This window comes from bacterium, from assembly GCA_040755755.1.
Classification (GTDB): Bacteria; SZUA-182; SZUA-182; order DTGQ01; family DTGQ01; genus DTGQ01.
The window spans coordinates 23,472-41,424 of record JBFLZW010000030.1 but is presented as its reverse complement, the minus strand read 5'-3'; the positions used below and the strand labels follow the sequence as shown (position 1 = coordinate 41,424).

General features: G+C 52.0%; 12 protein-coding genes. 5 read left to right on the top strand and 7 right to left on the bottom strand.

All coding sequences use genetic code 11. The annotated features are described in order from the left end of the window. Window positions 1-4: 4 nt before the first annotated feature. Window positions 5-1,384: an ammonium transporter gene (locus AB1611_09570; GenBank protein ID MEW6379843.1), complete on the bottom strand. Its 1,380-nt coding sequence runs from the start codon at window positions 1,382-1,384 to the stop codon at window positions 5-7. A 461-nt stretch (window positions 1,385-1,845) separates the two neighbouring features. Beyond that, window positions 1,846-3,504 (bottom strand): YgiQ family radical SAM protein, encoded by a 1,659-nt coding sequence (locus tag AB1611_09565; GenBank protein ID MEW6379842.1) that lies wholly within the window; start codon window positions 3,502-3,504, stop codon window positions 1,846-1,848. Between the two features lie 221 nt (window positions 3,505-3,725). Between AB1611_09565 and AB1611_09560 the strand changes: the two genes are divergently transcribed. From AB1611_09560 to AB1611_09550, 3 genes are all read left to right on the top strand, one after another. Further along, window positions 3,726-4,154: a helix-turn-helix domain-containing protein gene (locus tag AB1611_09560; protein ID MEW6379841.1), complete on the top strand. Its 429-nt coding sequence runs from the start codon at window positions 3,726-3,728 to the stop codon at window positions 4,152-4,154. A gap of 27 nt (window positions 4,155-4,181) precedes the next feature. Then, on the top strand, window positions 4,182-5,462 hold the full coding sequence (locus tag AB1611_09555; GenBank protein ID MEW6379840.1) for an AAA family ATPase: 1,281 nt from the start codon (window positions 4,182-4,184) through the stop codon (window positions 5,460-5,462). Between the two features lie 726 nt (window positions 5,463-6,188). Beyond that, window positions 6,189-9,485: a UvrD-helicase domain-containing protein gene (locus AB1611_09550; GenBank protein MEW6379839.1), complete on the top strand. Its 3,297-nt coding sequence runs from the start codon at window positions 6,189-6,191 to the stop codon at window positions 9,483-9,485. Between the two features lie 427 nt (window positions 9,486-9,912). On the opposite strand, the gene AB1611_09545 is transcribed toward AB1611_09550, so the two are convergent. The 4 genes from AB1611_09545 to gmd all read right to left on the bottom strand — a co-directional run bounded on the left by AB1611_09545 (window position 9,913) and on the right by gmd (window position 12,758). Then, the gene (locus AB1611_09545) at window positions 9,913-10,107 is read right to left on the bottom strand and encodes a ferredoxin (GenBank protein ID MEW6379838.1); all 195 of its coding nucleotides are present in this window, start codon (window positions 10,105-10,107) and stop codon (window positions 9,913-9,915) included. Further along, window positions 10,104-10,490: a cyclophilin-like fold protein gene (locus tag AB1611_09540; GenBank protein MEW6379837.1), complete on the bottom strand. Its 387-nt coding sequence runs from the start codon at window positions 10,488-10,490 to the stop codon at window positions 10,104-10,106. Before AB1611_09540 ends, AB1611_09545 begins: the two co-directional genes overlap by 4 nt. Window positions 10,491-10,760: 270 nt before the next feature. Next, window positions 10,761-11,729, bottom strand: coding sequence for a GDP-L-fucose synthase (locus AB1611_09535; protein ID MEW6379836.1), 969 nt, complete (start codon window positions 11,727-11,729; stop codon window positions 10,761-10,763). Between the two features lie 6 nt (window positions 11,730-11,735). Then, window positions 11,736-12,758 carry a GDP-mannose 4,6-dehydratase gene (gene gmd, locus AB1611_09530; protein ID MEW6379835.1) on the bottom strand — a complete coding sequence of 341 codons (1,023 nt, stop codon included), beginning with the start codon at window positions 12,756-12,758 and terminating at the stop codon, window positions 11,736-11,738. Window positions 12,759-12,932: 174 nt separating this feature from the next. On the opposite strand from gmd, the gene pgi reads away from it, so the two are divergent. Then, window positions 12,933-14,591 carry a glucose-6-phosphate isomerase gene (pgi, locus tag AB1611_09525; protein ID MEW6379834.1) on the top strand — a complete coding sequence of 553 codons (1,659 nt, stop codon included), beginning with the start codon at window positions 12,933-12,935 and terminating at the stop codon, window positions 14,589-14,591. Window positions 14,592-14,679: 88 nt separating this feature from the next. Here pgi and AB1611_09520 read toward each other — a convergent pair whose 3' ends face one another. After that, entirely contained in the window at window positions 14,680-15,414 is a 735-nt protein-coding gene (locus tag AB1611_09520; GenBank protein ID MEW6379833.1) for a hypothetical protein, read from the bottom strand. 1,214 nt (window positions 15,415-16,628) lie between these two features. On the opposite strand from AB1611_09520, the gene AB1611_09515 reads away from it, so the two are divergent. Continuing rightward, entirely contained in the window at window positions 16,629-17,807 is a 1,179-nt protein-coding gene (locus AB1611_09515) for a hypothetical protein (protein MEW6379832.1), read from the top strand. The last annotated feature ends 146 nt before the right edge of the window (window positions 17,808-17,953 follow it).

Genomic DNA, 17,953 nt, shown 5'->3' with positions numbered 1-17,953 from the left:
CTCGTCAGCGGGTAGTGAATATTTGAAATCCTGCATAAGACTCCATGCCGTGCTGGCTGATATCGAGCCCTTTCAGTTCGTCTTCTCTTGAGACCCTCAGACCGACCAGTTTACCGATAACCATGTAAATGACGGACATGGAAACGGCTACAAAAGCCACGGTCGCCAGTGATCCCAGGGCCTGTATGCCAAGCTGAGTGAAGCCTCCGCCGTGCAGTAATCCATCTCTGGCCAGACCGCCAAGTCCCTTATGACCGAAAATGCCAACAGCCAGAGTTCCCCAAATACCATTCACTGCATGCACCGGAACCGCGCCAACCGGGTCATCAATGTGGATCTTATCAAGGAAGAGGGTGGCCAGGACAACCAGGATACCACTAACTATGCCGATGATCAGGGCTTCATGAGGCACTATATAGGCACATGGCGCTGTCACGGCTACCAGTCCCGCCAGACAGCCGTTCATGGTCATGGTCAGATCAGGCTTTCCGCAGATGCGCCAGGCAAAAAACATGGCTGTTAATGACCCGGCTACAGCGGCCATATTGGTATTTACGGCTACCTTGGCCATGAAGCTGCCGTCACCTACGCTTAATGTCGAACCAGGATTGAACCCAAACCAGGCGAACCACAGGATCAGAGTACCAAGAGAAGCAAGCGACATGGAATGGCCTTCAATAGCGTTAGCCGAACCATCCGGATTATACTTTCCTATGCGGGGACCGACAATAGCCGTTCCAACCAAAGCCGCTACGCCTCCAACGGTATGAACTACCGCGGAGCCCGCAAAATCACCAAAACCAAGGCCGGCCAGCCACCCTCCACCCCAGATCCAGTGGCCGATGATCGGATAGACTGTAGCCGAGATAAGAAAAGAATAGGCAAGGTAGGCCTTGAACTTCATCCGTTCCGCTATGCCGCCTGCGACGATAGTTGCCGCTGCACCGCAGAACACTGTATGGAACAGCCACGCCGCCTCAAGGGGGAGATTTCCCTGATGTGTTGCGTTGACCATGAACCACCCGCTGAAGCCCATGAAGCCGTTACCCTTTCCAAACATGATCGCATAGCCGAAGATAAAAAAAACCACCGAGGCCATACAAAAATCAAGAAAATTATTCATCAGGACATTGCAGGTGTTCTTGGTTCTGATCAGACCAGCTTCCAGCATTCCAAAACCTGCCTGCATGACGAAGACCAGAAATGCTGCGATCATAACCCACAGCGTATCGACGCCAACTGAACTGGCATACCCCCCCGCCTCTTCAGCAAGAGCCGGCTTGAGCCAAAGTATACCGAAAATCATGGTAAGTACTGCAACTACTGATGTCCGCTTAAATCTCTCCCGGAAAATCATGCTGCCTCCTTTTTTGTTTGTGGACATTGCTCTTGCTTTCCTTGTTGCTTCAGTTTATGGGGTCCCCTGGTATATTCTCCTGACAAGTTTTATGCCATAATGATTAAAAATGAGCAATTTGAGTAGAAGGTTATTATTTACAGGAAGTTGCCAGGCATAAAGAGAGCATGGGCTTGCACCTGACCGGTTTTGGGAGTGACAAGATTCAGGCAGAACCCGCCACCGTAAGATCAGAATGTCAGAATAATTTCAAAAAAAACGGTTAATATTGACTTATTCTTTGCAGGTTTGCCCGGTTTTTGGCAACTCAGGGACAGCGGTGTCTTATACCTTTTTCAGCTAATAATATGAGACCGCCGGAAGCTTTGAGAGCGGGCATGGCGGACTGGACAATAGGCGGCTGCATTGCTTTCGACCGCTTATCAGTGATCGATTTTTAGCAGGTTTGCTCGATTTTTGGCAAGCCAGACTCCACTATTCTCCTCCCCTTACCGTGAAGATGCACGACGGTGAGCCCGCTGTTTTGGCTGGCAGCCAGGTGAGGATGAAAGCATTTTCTTTTGCTCTTTCTTTTCCGTAAAAGTGCGGGGGACAAAGACCGGCTTGCCTGTCGCGGGATCCAGGCCGGTATGATACATGCAGGTAGAGCGGGTCATCGGTGTCGGAGTGAATATCTGGACCCCTTCGACCGGATGATGGTTTCCTTCCTGCTCAAGCCGGCGCAGGGCATTGGCCAGCTCCCGGCTTTCCGCCCGCCCGGTCCCCGGATGGGCCACCATAAAGTAATATTTCAGGTGCTGCTGCCGGGCACCATTGATCCGCCGGAAGAGGCGGCAAAACTCTTCAAACCGGCCACCATCCTTGTTCATGAGGGACAGAACATGGCCGGATACGTGTTCCGGGGCTATCTTCAGACAGCCGGAAAGATGATGACGGCACAATTCCTCAAGATATTTCGGGCTTTCCAGGGCCAGCTCATAGCGGATGCCGCTGCGCACGAAAACCTTTTTGACTCCCGGAATCCGCCGGGCCTCCTGAAGGAGACGGATCAGCCGGTGGTGACTCCGGTCCAGTCCCGGGCAGGACAGGCAGTTCCCTTTTTCACAGGAGCGCGGGCAATCCATGCCGTACATATTGGCTGACGGCCCTCCCAGATCATCGATATATCCCTGAAAGTCCGGATATCTGGTCAATTGCCGGATTTCGGCCAGAATGGATTCTTCACTGCGGGATATAATCCGGTTTCCCTGGTGAAGGGCCAGGGAGCAGAAAGAGCAGTTGCCGAAACATCCCCGGTGGGTTACGACCGAAAAGCGGGCCATAGCCAGTTCCGGAAACTCAGCCGGGATTTTCCGGGAGAAGGGCAGCCCATAAATCCAGTCCAGATCCTGCGGACAATAGTCCGGCATCCGGTACTGAAGGACAAAGCGGTTGGCATGGGCCTGAGCCAGGTTATGCTGATTGGAAAAAAGGTTCTGCGCCCGGCAAAATGCCTGCGGATCATCGCAGACTTCCTCGAAGGAAGGGATTTCCTGAAATCCGCAGGGTATTTCGGACCGTATAACACAGGTTCCGGCAATGCCTGCAAGATCCTGCCCTTCTTCCAGCCGCCGGGCAATTTCAATGGCCTGCAATTCTCCCGGCCCGTAAACGAGAATATCGGCCCGCGAGTCCAGCAGGAGACTGCGGCGGACCCGGTTCTGCCAATAATCGTAGTGGCCAAAACGCCGCAGGGAGGCCTCGACCCCGCCGATGACAATAATGGAGCCGGGAAACAGGTGCCGGATTTTATTGCTGTAAACCAGGGTCGCCCGGTCGGGCATCCCTGAACAATAGGGTGCAAAAGGGTCCCTGGCCCGCTCTCGCTTGAGCGGAGTATAATTGGCCAGCAGACTGTCGATAGACCCCGAGGTAAGCCCGAAAAAAAGGCGTGGCCGCCCCAGCCGGGAAAAGTCCTTGTCCCGCTTCCAGTCAGGTCTGCCTATGACACCGACCCGATACCCTCTGGCTTCAAGGACCCTGGCGACCACACCGATTCCGGACAGGGGATGATCTGCATAAGGCTCCCCGCCGATAAGAATAATATCAAAGCCAGAACCACAGGTGGCAATCATTTTTATCCCGTTTGGTAATAAGATTGCATACAAACTCTTATTATACCTCCATTGGAGCGGGAATACAAAATTGAAATCTATGATTACCAAAGGGTAATCTCTTTGGAACGAATTATTACAAAAATGTAACCGGTAACGAAAAAAAAGTGGCCGGAAAAACCTCTGTCCGACATGGTATCATCCTTGCTTGAGAAAAATTTGGCAGAGAATTTGAAGACTGTCATTTGTCACCGATAAAGAAAAGGATCAGGAGTATGGAAAAAATCAGTATTGCTCGTCGACGCCAAGAACGTCAGGCAACCTTAATTCCAATCAAAACTGATCATCGGGAACCTGCTCTGGAGCTGGCTGGTCCGAAGCTGTCTGAAACACCCGTGCCGCTTTCTCTTCTGGAATCCCTGATCAATGAAGAAGTCATTACCCCAGAGAAAGAAATCGTTACTCCTGAGAAAAGGAAGAGGAAATTTACCGTGGAGATTACTTCCGGTCTTGAACGACCGCTGAAGATGGTTGTTGCTATTCAGCCTCTGGATTCAGATTTACCCCCAAAAGAGTTCCTTACGGTCAAGGAGGCATCCGCTATCCTGCGGATTTCGGAACATACCCTCTATCGGCAATTGCATCAGGGCACTTTATCCGGTTTAAAAATTGGTCGGCAGTGGCGAGTTATTCTAACCCCCTAGGGAAGGACCGAAAGGAGATGAAAGTTTATGTACTATCAATATTGGGGAATGAAACGGGCCCCTTTTGATAACGTGCCCGACCCAGATCTTTATTGGAGCCAAAACAGCTCGCTCGAAGATGCCGTTTCAGAAATTTTATTTGCCATTGAGGAAGGAAACGATTGCCTGGCGGTTATGACTGGAGATATCGGGACCGGCAAGACAATGGGTTTGCGGGTTATCCTGAACGAGTTGAATGCCGAAAAATACCGGGTCGCTTTTATTACCAATCCGGATTTATCACCAATGCAACTCATGAGAGAAATCATTGGCCAACTGCAGAACAAAAAAGTCACTACCCGCTATAAAGACCAGCTCATGGAAGAGTTTAATGCTATCCTTTTCAAGTGCGCCAATGAGGGCCAAAAGGCAGTCATCTTTATCGATGAGGCCAATGCCATGTCCACCGAGATGTTGAATCAGGTACGGCTTATGACCAATTTGCAGGACGATCAGCAAAATATGGTCATTTTTATCCTGGCCGGACAGAAAGAGCTGGGAAGACGTCTGGAATCCAGAACCATGGAAAACCTTTTCCAGCGGGTCGGCGTTTATTGCCGGATTCGAGGGCTGGAAAGTCCCCAGGAGGTTCAGGATTACCTGACCCACCGCATTCAGGTCTGCGGAGGATCCCCTGACATATTCACTCAGGATGCCTATGCTGCCATCTGGGACCATTCTCAAAAGGGAGTTCCCCGCCTGATCAACAAAATTGCCAAACTTTGCCTGAAGGCAGGGGAAACCAATCAGGTCAGACAAATCGGGGCCGAGATGGTTCACGCTGTCGCCTCCATGTTCGAGCGAGAAAAGTCTTCCCTGACCCGGCAAACCCAGCCGGAGGAGGAGATGGATCAGCCCTGGCAGGAGAAGGACCAGCAGGCTGTGTCCAAGGCTGATATTACTCCAATCGAAGAGCAACAGGTGGCGGCCAGAGAGCCTGGAAAGGTGAAAGCCAATGAGCCGGGAGAAAATGTCCGGGAACTATACCTGCAGCAGTCCCCCGCTCCTGAACCTGCTCCTCATCTGCATCTTGATCCGGAGATGATGCGCCTGATCCAGGGACTCCCCTCCCAAATCCGCAGTCAATTGCAGGTAATGGAGGATAAACAGTTGAACAGCCTGGCTGGCAAGATGGCCTTTCAGTGCATCCAGGAGAAGCTCCCGAAAAATTCGACCGAAGATCCGGTGGTTGTCTGGGACAGCATCAAGGGCCGTATTTATTCAGCGCTCAAGTCCCTGCAAGAACCCAGAGAATACTGCCTGGCGTAGGAATCCGGCCCTCACCCGCCCCGGGGGCTCCCTGTGCCCCAGGGGCTCCCTGCCAGTCATCTCCCCGGAGGGGAGAGTGAGAATGGATATCGAGATTATCCGGGAAATTCAGTATTGCCAAGCTCATCGGGCAAATTTTATCGTGTCAGGGCAAGGGAACAGATATATTTGTTGACGGAAATCAGGAATTGAGTACAATAGTTTTGTACCACGGGCATAAAGAAGGGTGGTCGTACCTGATTACCATCAATCTATCCCTTTTACCCCAGCATGAGGAAAGCCGGTGCGTTTTATCGCTGATTTCCATATTCATTCTCATTATTCCAGGGCTACCAGCACAGAGTGCTGTCCGGAGCAGCTCGACCAGTGGGCCAGGCTCAAAGGGCTGCAGGTGATCGGGACCGGGGATTTTACTCACCCCGGCTGGATAGCGGAGCTCAAGAGCAAGCTCGAACCGGCAGAAGAGGGGCTGTATCGGCTTAAACCCGAATATACCGGCTTCCCTGCCCGGCAGATTCCGGCGGCAGGCGCAGGATGCGGGCAGGTCCGGTTTGTGCTCTCGGCAGAGATCAGCTCTATCTATAAAAAAACGGCCGGGTCAGGAAAATCCATAACCTGCTCCTGGTCCCGGATATCGCCAGCGCGGAAGGGATCAATGCCATACTTGACCGGCTTGGCAATATCCGCTCCGATGGCCGTCCGATCCTGGGGCTGGATAGCAGAAAGGTGCTGGAAATCTGTCTGGAATGCTGCCCCCAGGCAATCTTTATTCCCGCCCATATCTGGACCCCGCATTTTTCCCTGTTCGGCTCACAGTCCGGCTTTGATACGCTTGAAGAATGCTTCGAGGACCTTTCGGAGCACATCTTTGCTCTGGAGACAGGGCTGTCTTCAGATCCGGCCATGAACTTCAGACTGTCGGCCCTCGACCGCTACACGCTCGTTTCGAACTCCGATGCCCACTCGCCCAAAAACCTGGCCAGGGAGGCCAACCTGTTCGATACCGAGCTTTCCTATCCGGCCATGCGGCAGGCGCTCAAAACCAAAGACCTGCACAAATTCTCCGGGACCATCGAGTTTTATCCGGAAGAAGGGAAATACCACTACGATGGCCACCGCAATTGTCAGGTTTGCTGGTCTCCTGAAGAGACGATGGCAGCGGGCAAAGTTTGCCCCCGCTGCGGCAGGAAGGTAACGGTCGGAGTGATGCACCGGGTAGCTGAACTGGCTGACCGGCCTCATGGTGTACGCCCCGATGTGCCAACTCCGGCCTATGAGTCGATTGTTCCCCTGCCCCAGATTCTGGCCGAGCTCTATCAGACAGGTGAGAGCAGCAAAAAAGTCCAGCAGGCATATTTTCAGCTTTTGACCAGCCTGGGAACCGAGCTGGAAATCCTGCGGACGATTCCTCTTGAAGATATCCAGGCCCAATCCGATGTCCTTCTGGCCGAGGGCATCCGCAGAGTGCGGACAGGTGAGGTGAAAATCCGTCCCGGATTCGATGGCGAATATGGCAAGGTTCAATTATTCGACGATCAGGACCGGCAAAAATTCAAGGCCCAGATGAGCCTGTTCGGGATCAGGGATATTCCGTCCGGGAAGGGGCGGGGAGGTGAAAAGAATACCGCCCCCCTGTATCAAACTCACCCGGTATCCCCTGCCACGGGGACTCCCTGCCTTAAGGGAGAGGAAATGAAAAGAGCCTTCGGCAAGGAGGAGAAGAATGACGAAGCTCAAAGCTCCGCCAAAGGAACTCAAAGCCTGTCTCAGGGCTGCCCTCCCCCCTGGATCCTTCAACTGAACGCGGAGCAGCGCCTGTGCGTCACTGCTGACTCCGGACCGATCGTTATCATTGCCGGTCCGGGGACCGGCAAGACCAGGACCCTGGTTTGCCGGATTGCCCACCTGATTCAATTCCGGAAAATCCCGGCGGAGCAGATTCTGGCCATTACCTTTACCAACAAGGCCGCCCGGGAACTGACCGCCAGGATCCGGCAGATTCTCCCCCCTGAGATCACAGCCGATGCCCTGGTCACCGGCACCTTCCATCAGCTCTGCCTGAGCATTCTGCAGGAAGAGTCCGGCAGCGGAGCACAGCCCGGCAAAACCCTGATCAACGAGCAGGATGCCCTGCTGCTGGTCAGAGATGCCCTGGCAGGACAATCATCTTGCTCTGGCCGCCGACGGCTTCAGCCGCAGCGGATGTATCAGTGGATATCGAGAATAAAATCAAGGTCCTGGGGTCTGGATTTTCCCCCGGAGGAATCTTCGTCCAGCCAGATGGCCGCACAGCCCCCTCCCCCGCCGTGGATGCAGGAAGCAATGGCTGACTTATCTGCAGCATCCACACAGCCGGACCTGTCAGCGGATGAGCTCTGGTCATTCTGTCTGGCCTACCAGAATCTGCTGCACCGCTACCATGTCTGCGACTACGATGACCTTCTGCTCAGGGTTGTGCGGCTGTTCCAGTCCGACCCGAAGATCCTGCACAGGTATCGCAGCCGATTCTCCCAGGTGCTGGTGGATGAGTTCCAGGATGTCAACGAGATCCAGTACCTCCTGGTCAAGCTTCTGGCCGGGGAGGATGGTGCCGGACTCCTGGTGATCGGAGACCCGGACCAGGCCATCTATGCTTTTCGGGGAGCGGATTACCGGTTCTTTTTCCGGCTTCAGCAGGATTTCCCCGGCCACCGCCTTTTCCATCTCACCGGGAACTACCGGTCCCAAGGGTATATCCTTCAGGCCGCCGGTGCCCTGATCAGGCATAATTCCGATCGTTTCGGGCTTGAACTGAAACCGGCGCGGCAGGAAGAAGGAGGAGCACCCCGCCGCGGCATCAGGCTGCATTCTGTCGGCAGCGAACAGGCTGAAGGGATCAGCATTGTCCGGGAGATAAGCCGGATGATGGGAGGAGTCGATATGCTCCAGGCTCATGGACAGGGACAGGGCAGGAACTTCCGGCAGGAACACCAGGGGGCGATTCACCCTGCACAAGAATGCGGGGAGCTTGGATTTTCCGATTTTGCCGTTCTGTTTCGAACCGGCCGGCAGGCAGGTCCTCTGGAATTGTGCTTCCTTCAGGCTGGAATTCCCTACCGGGTGGTCGGCCAGAAGGGATTCCTGCAAAATCCCGCAGTTCAAACCATCGTGGCCATGCTTCGCTTTCTGGTCAATCCGGAAGATGACTTTTCCCTGAAGAATCTTCTCCACCGGCGGGAGGGTGAACCCTTTGCAGGATCATTGGCCGGGGAGTGCCTGCAGAAAATAGCCAGCCAGCGGCAATGTTCCCTTTTCCAGGCCATCAGGCATGGCCTGGCCAGAGATGGACAGGATATCCTTTCTCAGGGGGGCAGAGAGATATTCCGCAGGATACTCTCCCTCTGGGATACGTATCACCTGCGGATTCAGGAGCGGGCGGACCAGCTTGTTCTGGACCTGATCCGGCAGGAAATGCCGTCAGCAAAAACCGGAACCAAGGCTTCGGAGCAGTCTGATGAGGACCCTGCTGAAGACCTGATGGGGGACCCCGTTGGAGATATGGACCGGCTGTATCAGTGTTCGAAGCAATTTGCCTCAATACCGGAATTCCTCAAGGGTCTTCTTCTCTTCCGGGATGGTGACCTGGAATATCAGGGAGGTAAGAATGCAGCCAGGGGAGATGCGGTCTCTTTGATGACCATCCATGCAGCCAAAGGGCTGGAATTTCCGGCAGTATTCATCTGCGGGCTGGAAGAGGGACTCCTGCCCTATGGAGTGATCAGTGATCAGTGGTCAGTGGTCAGTGAAAAACAGGGACAGACACCGCAGGGAAACCTTCAGCGGGAGGAGGAGCGCCGATTGTTCTACGTGGCCCTTACCAGGGCCAAAGATGAACTGGTGCTTCTTTCGGCACGCCGTCGTCAGCGATATCACCAGGTAGTTCCGACCAGGCCATCTTCTTTTCTGGCCGAGATTCCGGCTCATCTGATGATCAGAGTATCAACCGCCTCCGCAGCCAAGTCCCGGCAACTGCGGCTCTTTTGACCTTAACACCCAGCACGATAAATCCGCAGCCGGTTATCATCCACTGCGGCGGTACCCACAGTGTGGGGTAGCCGCTTTGGATTGCGGTGGCACGACACCGCTTTCCTTGGCTAGCGATATGCCAGGATGGGCGGTGTACCAGGAAAGCAGCCTCTTGCGTCCGCACTCCAAAGTAGCTTCCGCTGCGGCCTTAAATATCCACCCAACCGTTCATGGTCAATGTTGAAATTGGCCTAAACGTACCCCCCTCACCCCAGCCCTCGCCCCCGTGGGGCGAGGGAGTGAATGGCTATCTCGCACGGGAGAGGCAGCGATCAAATGGAGCAAATAAAATATAGGGTGGAGCTTTTGCCCCACCCTATATTTTATTTGCTTGCCTTTTAGAGCGGAACCTGCATTGTGGGGTAGCCGCTTCTGGCAGCTCTTCCTATTCGTCCTCTTCGAGGATAATTGCATCGACCGGGCAGCTCTCTACTGCCTCATAGCAGGCATCCAGGGCGTCCTCAGGGACTTCATCAGAAATAACGCGGGCTCTTTCACCCTCAATTTCAAATACGTCCGGACAAAGCTCTTCACATTGTCCACAGCCTATGCAGAGTTCGCCATCAATAATAGCTATCATTGAGTTAATCCTCCTCGTGATAAAGTAATAAAATCTCCATCTTCAAACTCTCTTAACCTGGTGGGGTCACCGGTTATACGGCCAACGATATTGACCTTATCAGCACTGACGATCTCATTCCCTTCGCTCAACGGCGTTGGCCCGAAAAAAATGCATAATGCCTTGCCTGTCGGCCAGTAACCAAGCTCGCCGATCTCTACGGTATCACGGGCAGTTTTGTCCAATTCACTGCTGATCGGGATCATGAAGTAAATCTCCCCTCCCCACAGGTTCCCGGATGATTCGATAGGCAATCGCTCCCAAATGAGCTTGGCGGTAGGTGTATCGTTCAATGTTCCTTCAAGTTCAATATTACCGGCTTTAATATGTATTTTATGAGGCATATCCATCTCCACTACCCTGAAATATTCTCATCAGGAGTCAGGAGTCAGGAGTCAGGAGTCAGAATAAAGGCTATTATTTCTTCTGTCTTTTCTGATTACTGATCACTCTTTCCTCCGGAGTTTATCCTTGTTTTTTACTGGCCACTGACCACTGACCACTTTTTTTCACTGATCACTCTTTCTTTACTGACAACTGATAAATCAGTTAAATAGAGCAGTCTGGCGGCTAAATATGATAGTCTATATAGCATTTATCAAAAAGATTGTCAATTACGATGGTAAAATTCCCGGTTCAGCTTGCAGGGTGAGCTTTTTGACTGAATTGGCATACGAGCGGCAGGTAATCTCAATCCCCTGGTCAAGAGGGGTCCTGGCCTTCCAGCCCAGGCTGCTTATTTTGGTTATATCCAGAAGTTTCTGCGGTGTTCCATCCGGCCTGGCCGGATTAAACCGCAATTCCCCCCGGTAGCCGGTAATTCTTTGTATCAGAAGGGCAAGCTCATGGATGGTAATGTCCTTCCCCACCCCGACATTAATAGGCTCACTGCTGGTATAATGCTGCATGAGAAACAGGCAGGCATCGGCCAGATCGTCAACGAAGAGAAATTCCCGGCGTGCCCTTCCCGTGCCCCAGACCTCGACCAGGGGCTTGTGCTCCTCCCTGGCTTCGTGGAATTTTCTGATCAGAGCGGGCAGGACATGCGAATTCTCCAGGTCGAAGTTATCGCCGGGACCATAAAGATTGGTGGGCATAACGCAGATAAACCGGGTGCCATATTGCCTGTTATACGCCTGGCACATCTTGATACCGGCGATCTTGGCCACGGCATAGGGCTCATTGGTAGGCTCAAGCTTGCCGTCCAGCAGGGATTCCTCTCTCATGGGCTGAGGAGCCAGTCTGGGATAAATGCACGAGCTCCCGAGAAAGAGGAGCTTTTTGACTCCGAAACGATAGGCACTCTGGATAACATTGCTCTGTATGGCCAGGTTCTGGTAAATGAAATCGGCAGGATACGTATTGTTGGCGCTGATGCCTCCGACCCTGGCCGCAGCCAGGAAACAATACTCAGGGCGCTCCTGCTGAAAGAACTGCTCCACCTCATGCTGCCGGGTCAGGTCCAGCTCATCACGGGTGCGAAGGAGCAGGTTATCATATCCTCTTTGCCTGAGCAGGCGTACAATGCCAGAGCCAACCAATCCCCTGTGACCGGCAACGTAGATTTTCGCTGAATGCTCCATCAGCCTTCACCAGGCGGCAACCAGGGTTCTGACCACATCCTGACAATGCCGCATTTCTTTGAGGGCTTCCAGATCCGCGTCAACCATAATGTGCACCAGTTCCCGGAAATTCACTTTCGGCTCCCAGCCCAGCATCCTGCGGGCTTTCGATGCATCGGCGCGGAGCAATCCAACCTCGGTCGGGCGAAAGTATTTGTCATCGATTTCCACATGCCGTTCCCAGTCCAGCCCGCAATACGAAAAAGCCTCCTGGACGAACTCCTTCACCGAATGTGCCTCGCCGGTTCCGATAACATAATCGTCAGGCCCATCCTGCTGCAGCATGGTCCACATGGCCTCGACATACTCCGGGGCGTACCCCCAGTCCCGTCTGGCGACCAGATTGCCGAGATAGAGCTTGTCCTGCAACCCCAGTTTGATCCTGGTCACTGCCCGGGTGATCTTGCGGGTGACAAAGGTCTCTCCCCGGCGGGGCGACTCGTGGTTGAACAGAATGCCATTGCAGGCAAAAAGACGATACCCTTCACGATAGTTCCTGGCTATCCAATAGCCATAGACTTTGGCTGCGGCATAGGGGCTTCGCGGTTCAAAAGGGGTTGTTTCATTCTGAGGAGCCGGTGCACTTCCAAACATCTCACTGGACGATGCCTGGTAGAACCGGGTTTTAATCCCGGATTTGCGGATAGCCTCAAGCAGCCTGACGGTCCCTATGGCTGTAATATCGCCGGTATACTCAGGCATGTCAAAACTGACCTTGACATGACTCTGGGCTCCGAGATGGTAAATCTCATCAGGGTGGATGTTATAAATCAGATCGGTCAGGTGTCCGGACACGGATAAATCACCATAGTGGAGAAAAAGCCTGGACCGGGGATCATGGGGGTCGCTGTAGAGATGCTCGATCCGGTCGGTGTTGAAAGTGCTCGCCCGCCGGATGAGACCGTGTACTTCGTAACCCTTCTGAAGGAGCAATTCTGCCAGATAGGATCCGTCCTGCCCGGTAATGCCGGTGATAAGAGCCTTCTTCATGAGAACCCCTCTCTTCCTGGATTTTAATGGTTATCTTTTATTATAGATCGGCAGATTCCGGCTAAAACCTTTACTCGAAGAATGCCTGCCGTAAGTCGGGTATTGAAAAAATGCCCGTTACCATTTAGAATAGCCAGGTGCAGACATGCAAAATCCCCAGGAAAGGAGAAAAAAATGATTACGCGGCTTGCACAGTGGAAGGAGCTTGAGAGGGAAGCCCAAAAAGCACACAAGATGAGCCTTCGGCAGGAGTTTGCCGCAGACTCGAACCGCTATCAAACCTTGAGTATTTCTCTCGAAGGAGAGGTGATCCTTGATTTTTCCCGCCAGCTTGTGACCGGAAAAACCATGAGGCTGCTTTACGCTCTGGCCGAAGCCAGGAACCTGAAGGAAAAAATCCGGCACATGTTTCAGGGCAGGAAGATCAATATGACTGAAAACCGGGCTGCGCTGCACGTGGCCCTGCGCAACCTCTGGGGCGGGCCGATCGAAGTGGACGGTGAGGATGTCATGCCGGAAGTGAAAGCCGTCCTGTCGAAAATAGAGAGCTTCTCCCGCTCGATCCATCAGGGGGAGTGGCGGGGGATAACCGGCAGGCCGATACGAAACATCGTCGCTATCGGCATCGGCGGATCATACCTTGGCCCGGAATTTGTGGCCGAAGCCAACCGGGCTTATGCCAGGCCGGGGATGCGGCTGTGCTTCGTGGCCAATGTGGATGGGACCGATTTTGCCCAAAAGACCGAAGGCTTAGACCCTGAAGAAACCCTGTTTGTAGTCATTTCCAAGACCTTTACCACGGTCGAAACCATGATGAATGCCAGGACAGCCAGGGCCTGGATGATGAACAGGCTGCACCAGCACCCTGACACGGTGAAAAAGCATTTTGTGGCCGTATCCACCAATCTTCCGGCAGTGGCCGAGTTTGGCATTGACCCGGCCAACAGCTTCGGGTTCTGGGACTGGGTAGGAGGACGGTTCAGTGTCAGCTCCGCAGTCGGCGGGGTACCGCTCTCCCTGTACTTTGGATATGAAAATTTTTACAACCTGCTGGCCGGACAATATGCCATCGACCGCCATTTCCTGGAGTCGCCTTGTGAAAAAAACATACCAATAACCCTGGGACTGCTGGGCATCTGGAACAATGACTTCCTCGGGTACACCAGCCGGGCTATCCTTCCTTACAGCCAGGCATTGTCCCGCTTTGCCGCCCACATTCAGCAGGTGGATATGGAAAGCAACGGAAAGCGGGTAGATCTTGAGGGCAATCCTGTTCCGGTTGCCACCTGCCCGGTCATTTTCGGGGAGCCGGGAACCAACGGGCAGCACTCGTTCTATCAGTTGCTCCACCAGGGGCAGGTGGTTCCGGCAGATTTTATCGGCTTCATCAGGCCCCAATACCAGGTCGGTGAAAAATCGGGGGCTTCGGTTGACCACCACCAGGAGCTGATGGCGAATTTCTTTGCCCAGCCCGATGCCCTGGCTTTCGGCAAAACCGAAGAAGAATTGCGGCAGGAGGGGGTGCCGGAATTCCTGGTTCCGCACAAGACCTTTCCCGGCAACCGGCCTTCAAACCTTCTGCTCTTCCCCAAGCTGACCCCAAAGACTACCGGCATGCTGCTGGCAATCTATGAGCATCAGGCTGCGGTGGAAGGATTTATCTGGGGAATCGACAGCTTCGACCAGTGGGGCGTAGAGCTGGGAAAGGCACTGGGGAAAAGCATTCGAACCAGGATGATTGACTATAACCGTGACCCTGCAGGCAGGGTAACCGAGTTTAACCCTGCAACCAATGCCCTGCTGCAAACCTTTCTCGACGGGAACCGGGGGTGAGCAAGTCCTCGCATAAGTCCCCCCTGGTATACCAGGGGGGACTTGTGCGTTCTCTCCACTCAGGGCAGGTTTGGGGGCCAGGGGAGTTTTATCCCTTGCCTTTTCCTTTTCCCTTGTGCTTGACCGCTTTCATCTCTTCCTTATGTCCCCCTCGTGATCCTCCCTTGGTATACCCCTTTTCCGATTCTTTTCTTACCCATCCCCCGGCTGGCTCTCTGCCTGCTTTTTTGAGCCTGTTGTTGATTTCCACGTAGCTGTTTCCCTGTTCTCGTATTTTTACCACTTCATCCGGCGCAAGATGATAATGTTCGGAGACAAACTTGAGGTTCACCAGATTTACCACATCAGCATCTTTCAGCACTACCCTGTTCCATTCTCCCTTCGGTATTTTCCGGTAATGGCCGTGTGCTTTCCCATGCGGCGGCCCCTTTTCCACAATCACCGGCACATAGTAGACCCTCTCGGTCCTGGCCGGTATATAAAATATTTCGGGGCTCAGGCCAAAATGCAGGGTAATATCCATCCAGGTCCTTCCACCCAGCCGAAGATCCATTACGGCCTGCGGAGCAACACGAGCCCTTTTGGCAATTAAGAGTACCACCGGTATTTCTTCATCCGGTATCTGCCGCTCCCTGATAACGATTACTTCTTTCTGAGGGACCTGGTAATAATCTCCGACTGCCAGGTAAAAGCCCTGTAAGCCCTCATCTCCCAGAGATACCCCAAGGTTCACCTGCGCACCAGCAAACCCTGCCAGGCTGCTGAATGCCAAAAAAATCAACGCTGCCAAAGTCAATATCATCCGGATAAATAATGTACGCATGGTTTCCCTCCTTGCCGGTGATTACAGTGAAGTCCTGCATTCTTTTTCACCGGAATTTTCCCCAGCACCTGATAATGACCACCCATCCGAAGTGCCAACACACCTTCCGAAGCTTGAAATACCGAGTGCACAAGAGAAGAAAGACATCAGGAAACGATACCTGCAGAGGCGACAACTCGTATACTCATAGTATCTTATCGTATGAAAGATCGCAGTATATCGTCGCAGAGTATAAGGTTGCACTTTGTTGCACTTCATTTCACATGGCGTTCAATATCAATATGATTTATGAGATCATAGAGTTATCTCATATAGGAAATAACGTATGAATATTTTTTCATAGTATACAAGAATTTTGTAATCAGGATTCATTCTCTGATTATCGATATTTACTGGAATTTACTTGAAAATGTAGATATATAAATTAATGATAATGATTATTAAATACGGCATAATTTATGCAAAAAAATTAAATCAATCATTATAATATATGTATAATTAATTAAATTGCACTGCCGGTCTGTTTTACATCTGAGTGCACGGCGCGGGAATTACGCGGACGGTTAAATAAGAGCTCCCTCACTCCAGCCCTTTCCCCCCAAAGGGAGGCGAGGGAGTGAATGGGCGGCTTTAACCGGCCGCGGATTTAATGCGCAGTGTACTAAGTTTAAGTGCCCGGTGGAGGGTTCCTTTTTTCCTCATTTTATGATTATGGAGCATGCCCCATATGCAACAAGCTCTGGATCATAGATGAGACACACCTCAAGATTCTTCTCCCCTTCAAGGGCAATGTCATCATGTAACTGAATCAATGAATCAATAGGCTGCCATTGATCTCGTTATACCAGAGGAAGTACGCTTCCTCAGCTCAAGAGGACGGCTGAGGCTTTGAGGTTTTTGCCTGTTGACAGGGAGTCCCGCATGGCGATTTCCCGAAAAGTATCCGGCAGTGGGAATATATACTATAAACGGCTTAGAACTGAACTTTTCCAAAGGAGCCGGGAGTCAGGAGTCGGAATTCAGAAGAAGGTATGGGCCATCTTAAGTGAGGAGTTCTTTTACCTTCTTCTGGCTCCTGGCTCCTGACTCCTGACTCCTGAGCAAAAAGTTCAATATTCACCCCTTCACAGTATATGTATCTCAGACATGTGAAAATCCGTTATTGAAGGAGCTTACCTATGAAAAAAAAATATTCACCTGCTGTATGTATGATTATGACTACAATGCTTATCACGCTTTTTTCACCGGCCTCTCTATCATATTCCCAAGTGAACGAAACCATTCAGCTTACGGATAACTCTTTGGATGAGCAGTTTCCCCGCATAAATGACAATGGGTGCGGGGTCTGGGCAGGATATGACGGTCAAGACTACGAAATATTCCTGTATAACGGGACCAGAACCATCCAGCTTACCGATAACATCTATAACGATGAATATCCCCAGATAAATAACCAGGGGTATGTAGTCTGGCATGGATATGACGATCACGGTCATGATACCGAGATATTCTTCTACAATGGCACCACAACAACCCAGCTTACCAATAACTTGTATGATGATTGGGCTCCCAATATCAACAACAATGGATATGTGGTCTGGTATGGATATGATGGAGGAGATTATGAGATATACCTGTATGATGGGACTAAAACCGTCAGGCTCACCAATAACTCGTATAATGATGAATATCCCCGGATAAATAACCGGGGGTATGCGGTCTGGCATGGGTCCGATGGCTGGGATGGTGAGATATACCTGTATGACGGGACCAAACCCCCTGTCAAGCTTACCAATAACTCGTATAATGATGAATATCCCCAGATAAATGACCAAGGATATGTAGTCTGGCGTGGGTCCGATGGCAGGGATTATGAAATATTCCTGTATGATGGTACCAGAATCATCCTGCTTACCAATAACTCTTTTAATGACTGGGAACCCTCGATCAACGCTCAAGGGTATGCAGTCTGGCGTGGATATGACGGCGGTGATTGTGAGATATACCTGTATAATGGTACGGGCACCATCCAGCTTACCGATAATTCCTCCGATGACGAACAGCCCCGGATAAATGCTCAAGGGTATGTGGTCTGGTATGGACACGATGGCCATGATAATGAGATATTCTTGTATAATGGCAGCAGAACCATCCAGCTTACCGATAACTCCTCCGATGATTTGACTCCGAATATCAACAACAATGGATACGTGGTCTGGCAGAGCTCATCCGGCACGGACCGGGAAATATTTCTGGCAGGCCGGGTTCAATCGATGTCTGTACCGATATCATCCCAGCCTGTTCTGATATTCCTGCTGGCTGCGGGAATTATCGGAGTTATGGCAGGGATAAGGAGAAGGTGCAGAGGGAATGAATCGGCAGGAATCGATTAATAAATTTTTCCTTAGCACGTCAAAGCGGGGGGATAAGGCAAGTTAGTTGAGTAGACGCTTAAGTTGAATTTTTCGATATAATTCAGGGAATAGAAGGTATCCTGTTCGGAAGTATCCTGTAAGGACCTGTCCGGGAGGAGGTTTAA

Coding starts and splice junctions, on each gene's coding strand:
- AB1611_09555 (MEW6379840.1), top strand. CDS start 4,182: ATGTACTATCAATATTGGGGAATGAAACGGGCCCCTTTTGATAACGTG.
- gmd (MEW6379835.1), bottom strand. CDS start 12,758: ATGAAGAAGGCTCTTATCACCGGCATTACCGGGCAGGACGGATCCTAT.
- AB1611_09570 (MEW6379843.1), bottom strand. CDS start 1,384: ATGTCCACAAACAAAAAAGGAGGCAGCATGATTTTCCGGGAGAGATTT.
- pgi (MEW6379834.1), top strand. CDS start 12,933: ATGATTACGCGGCTTGCACAGTGGAAGGAGCTTGAGAGGGAAGCCCAA.
- AB1611_09560 (MEW6379841.1), top strand. CDS start 3,726: ATGGAAAAAATCAGTATTGCTCGTCGACGCCAAGAACGTCAGGCAACC.
- AB1611_09535 (MEW6379836.1), bottom strand. CDS start 11,729: ATGGAGCATTCAGCGAAAATCTACGTTGCCGGTCACAGGGGATTGGTT.
- AB1611_09540 (MEW6379837.1), bottom strand. CDS start 10,490: ATGCCTCATAAAATACATATTAAAGCCGGTAATATTGAACTTGAAGGA.
- AB1611_09515 (MEW6379832.1), top strand. CDS start 16,629: ATGACTACAATGCTTATCACGCTTTTTTCACCGGCCTCTCTATCATAT.
- AB1611_09545 (MEW6379838.1), bottom strand. CDS start 10,107: ATGATAGCTATTATTGATGGCGAACTCTGCATAGGCTGTGGACAATGT.
- AB1611_09520 (MEW6379833.1), bottom strand. CDS start 15,414: ATGCGTACATTATTTATCCGGATGATATTGACTTTGGCAGCGTTGATT.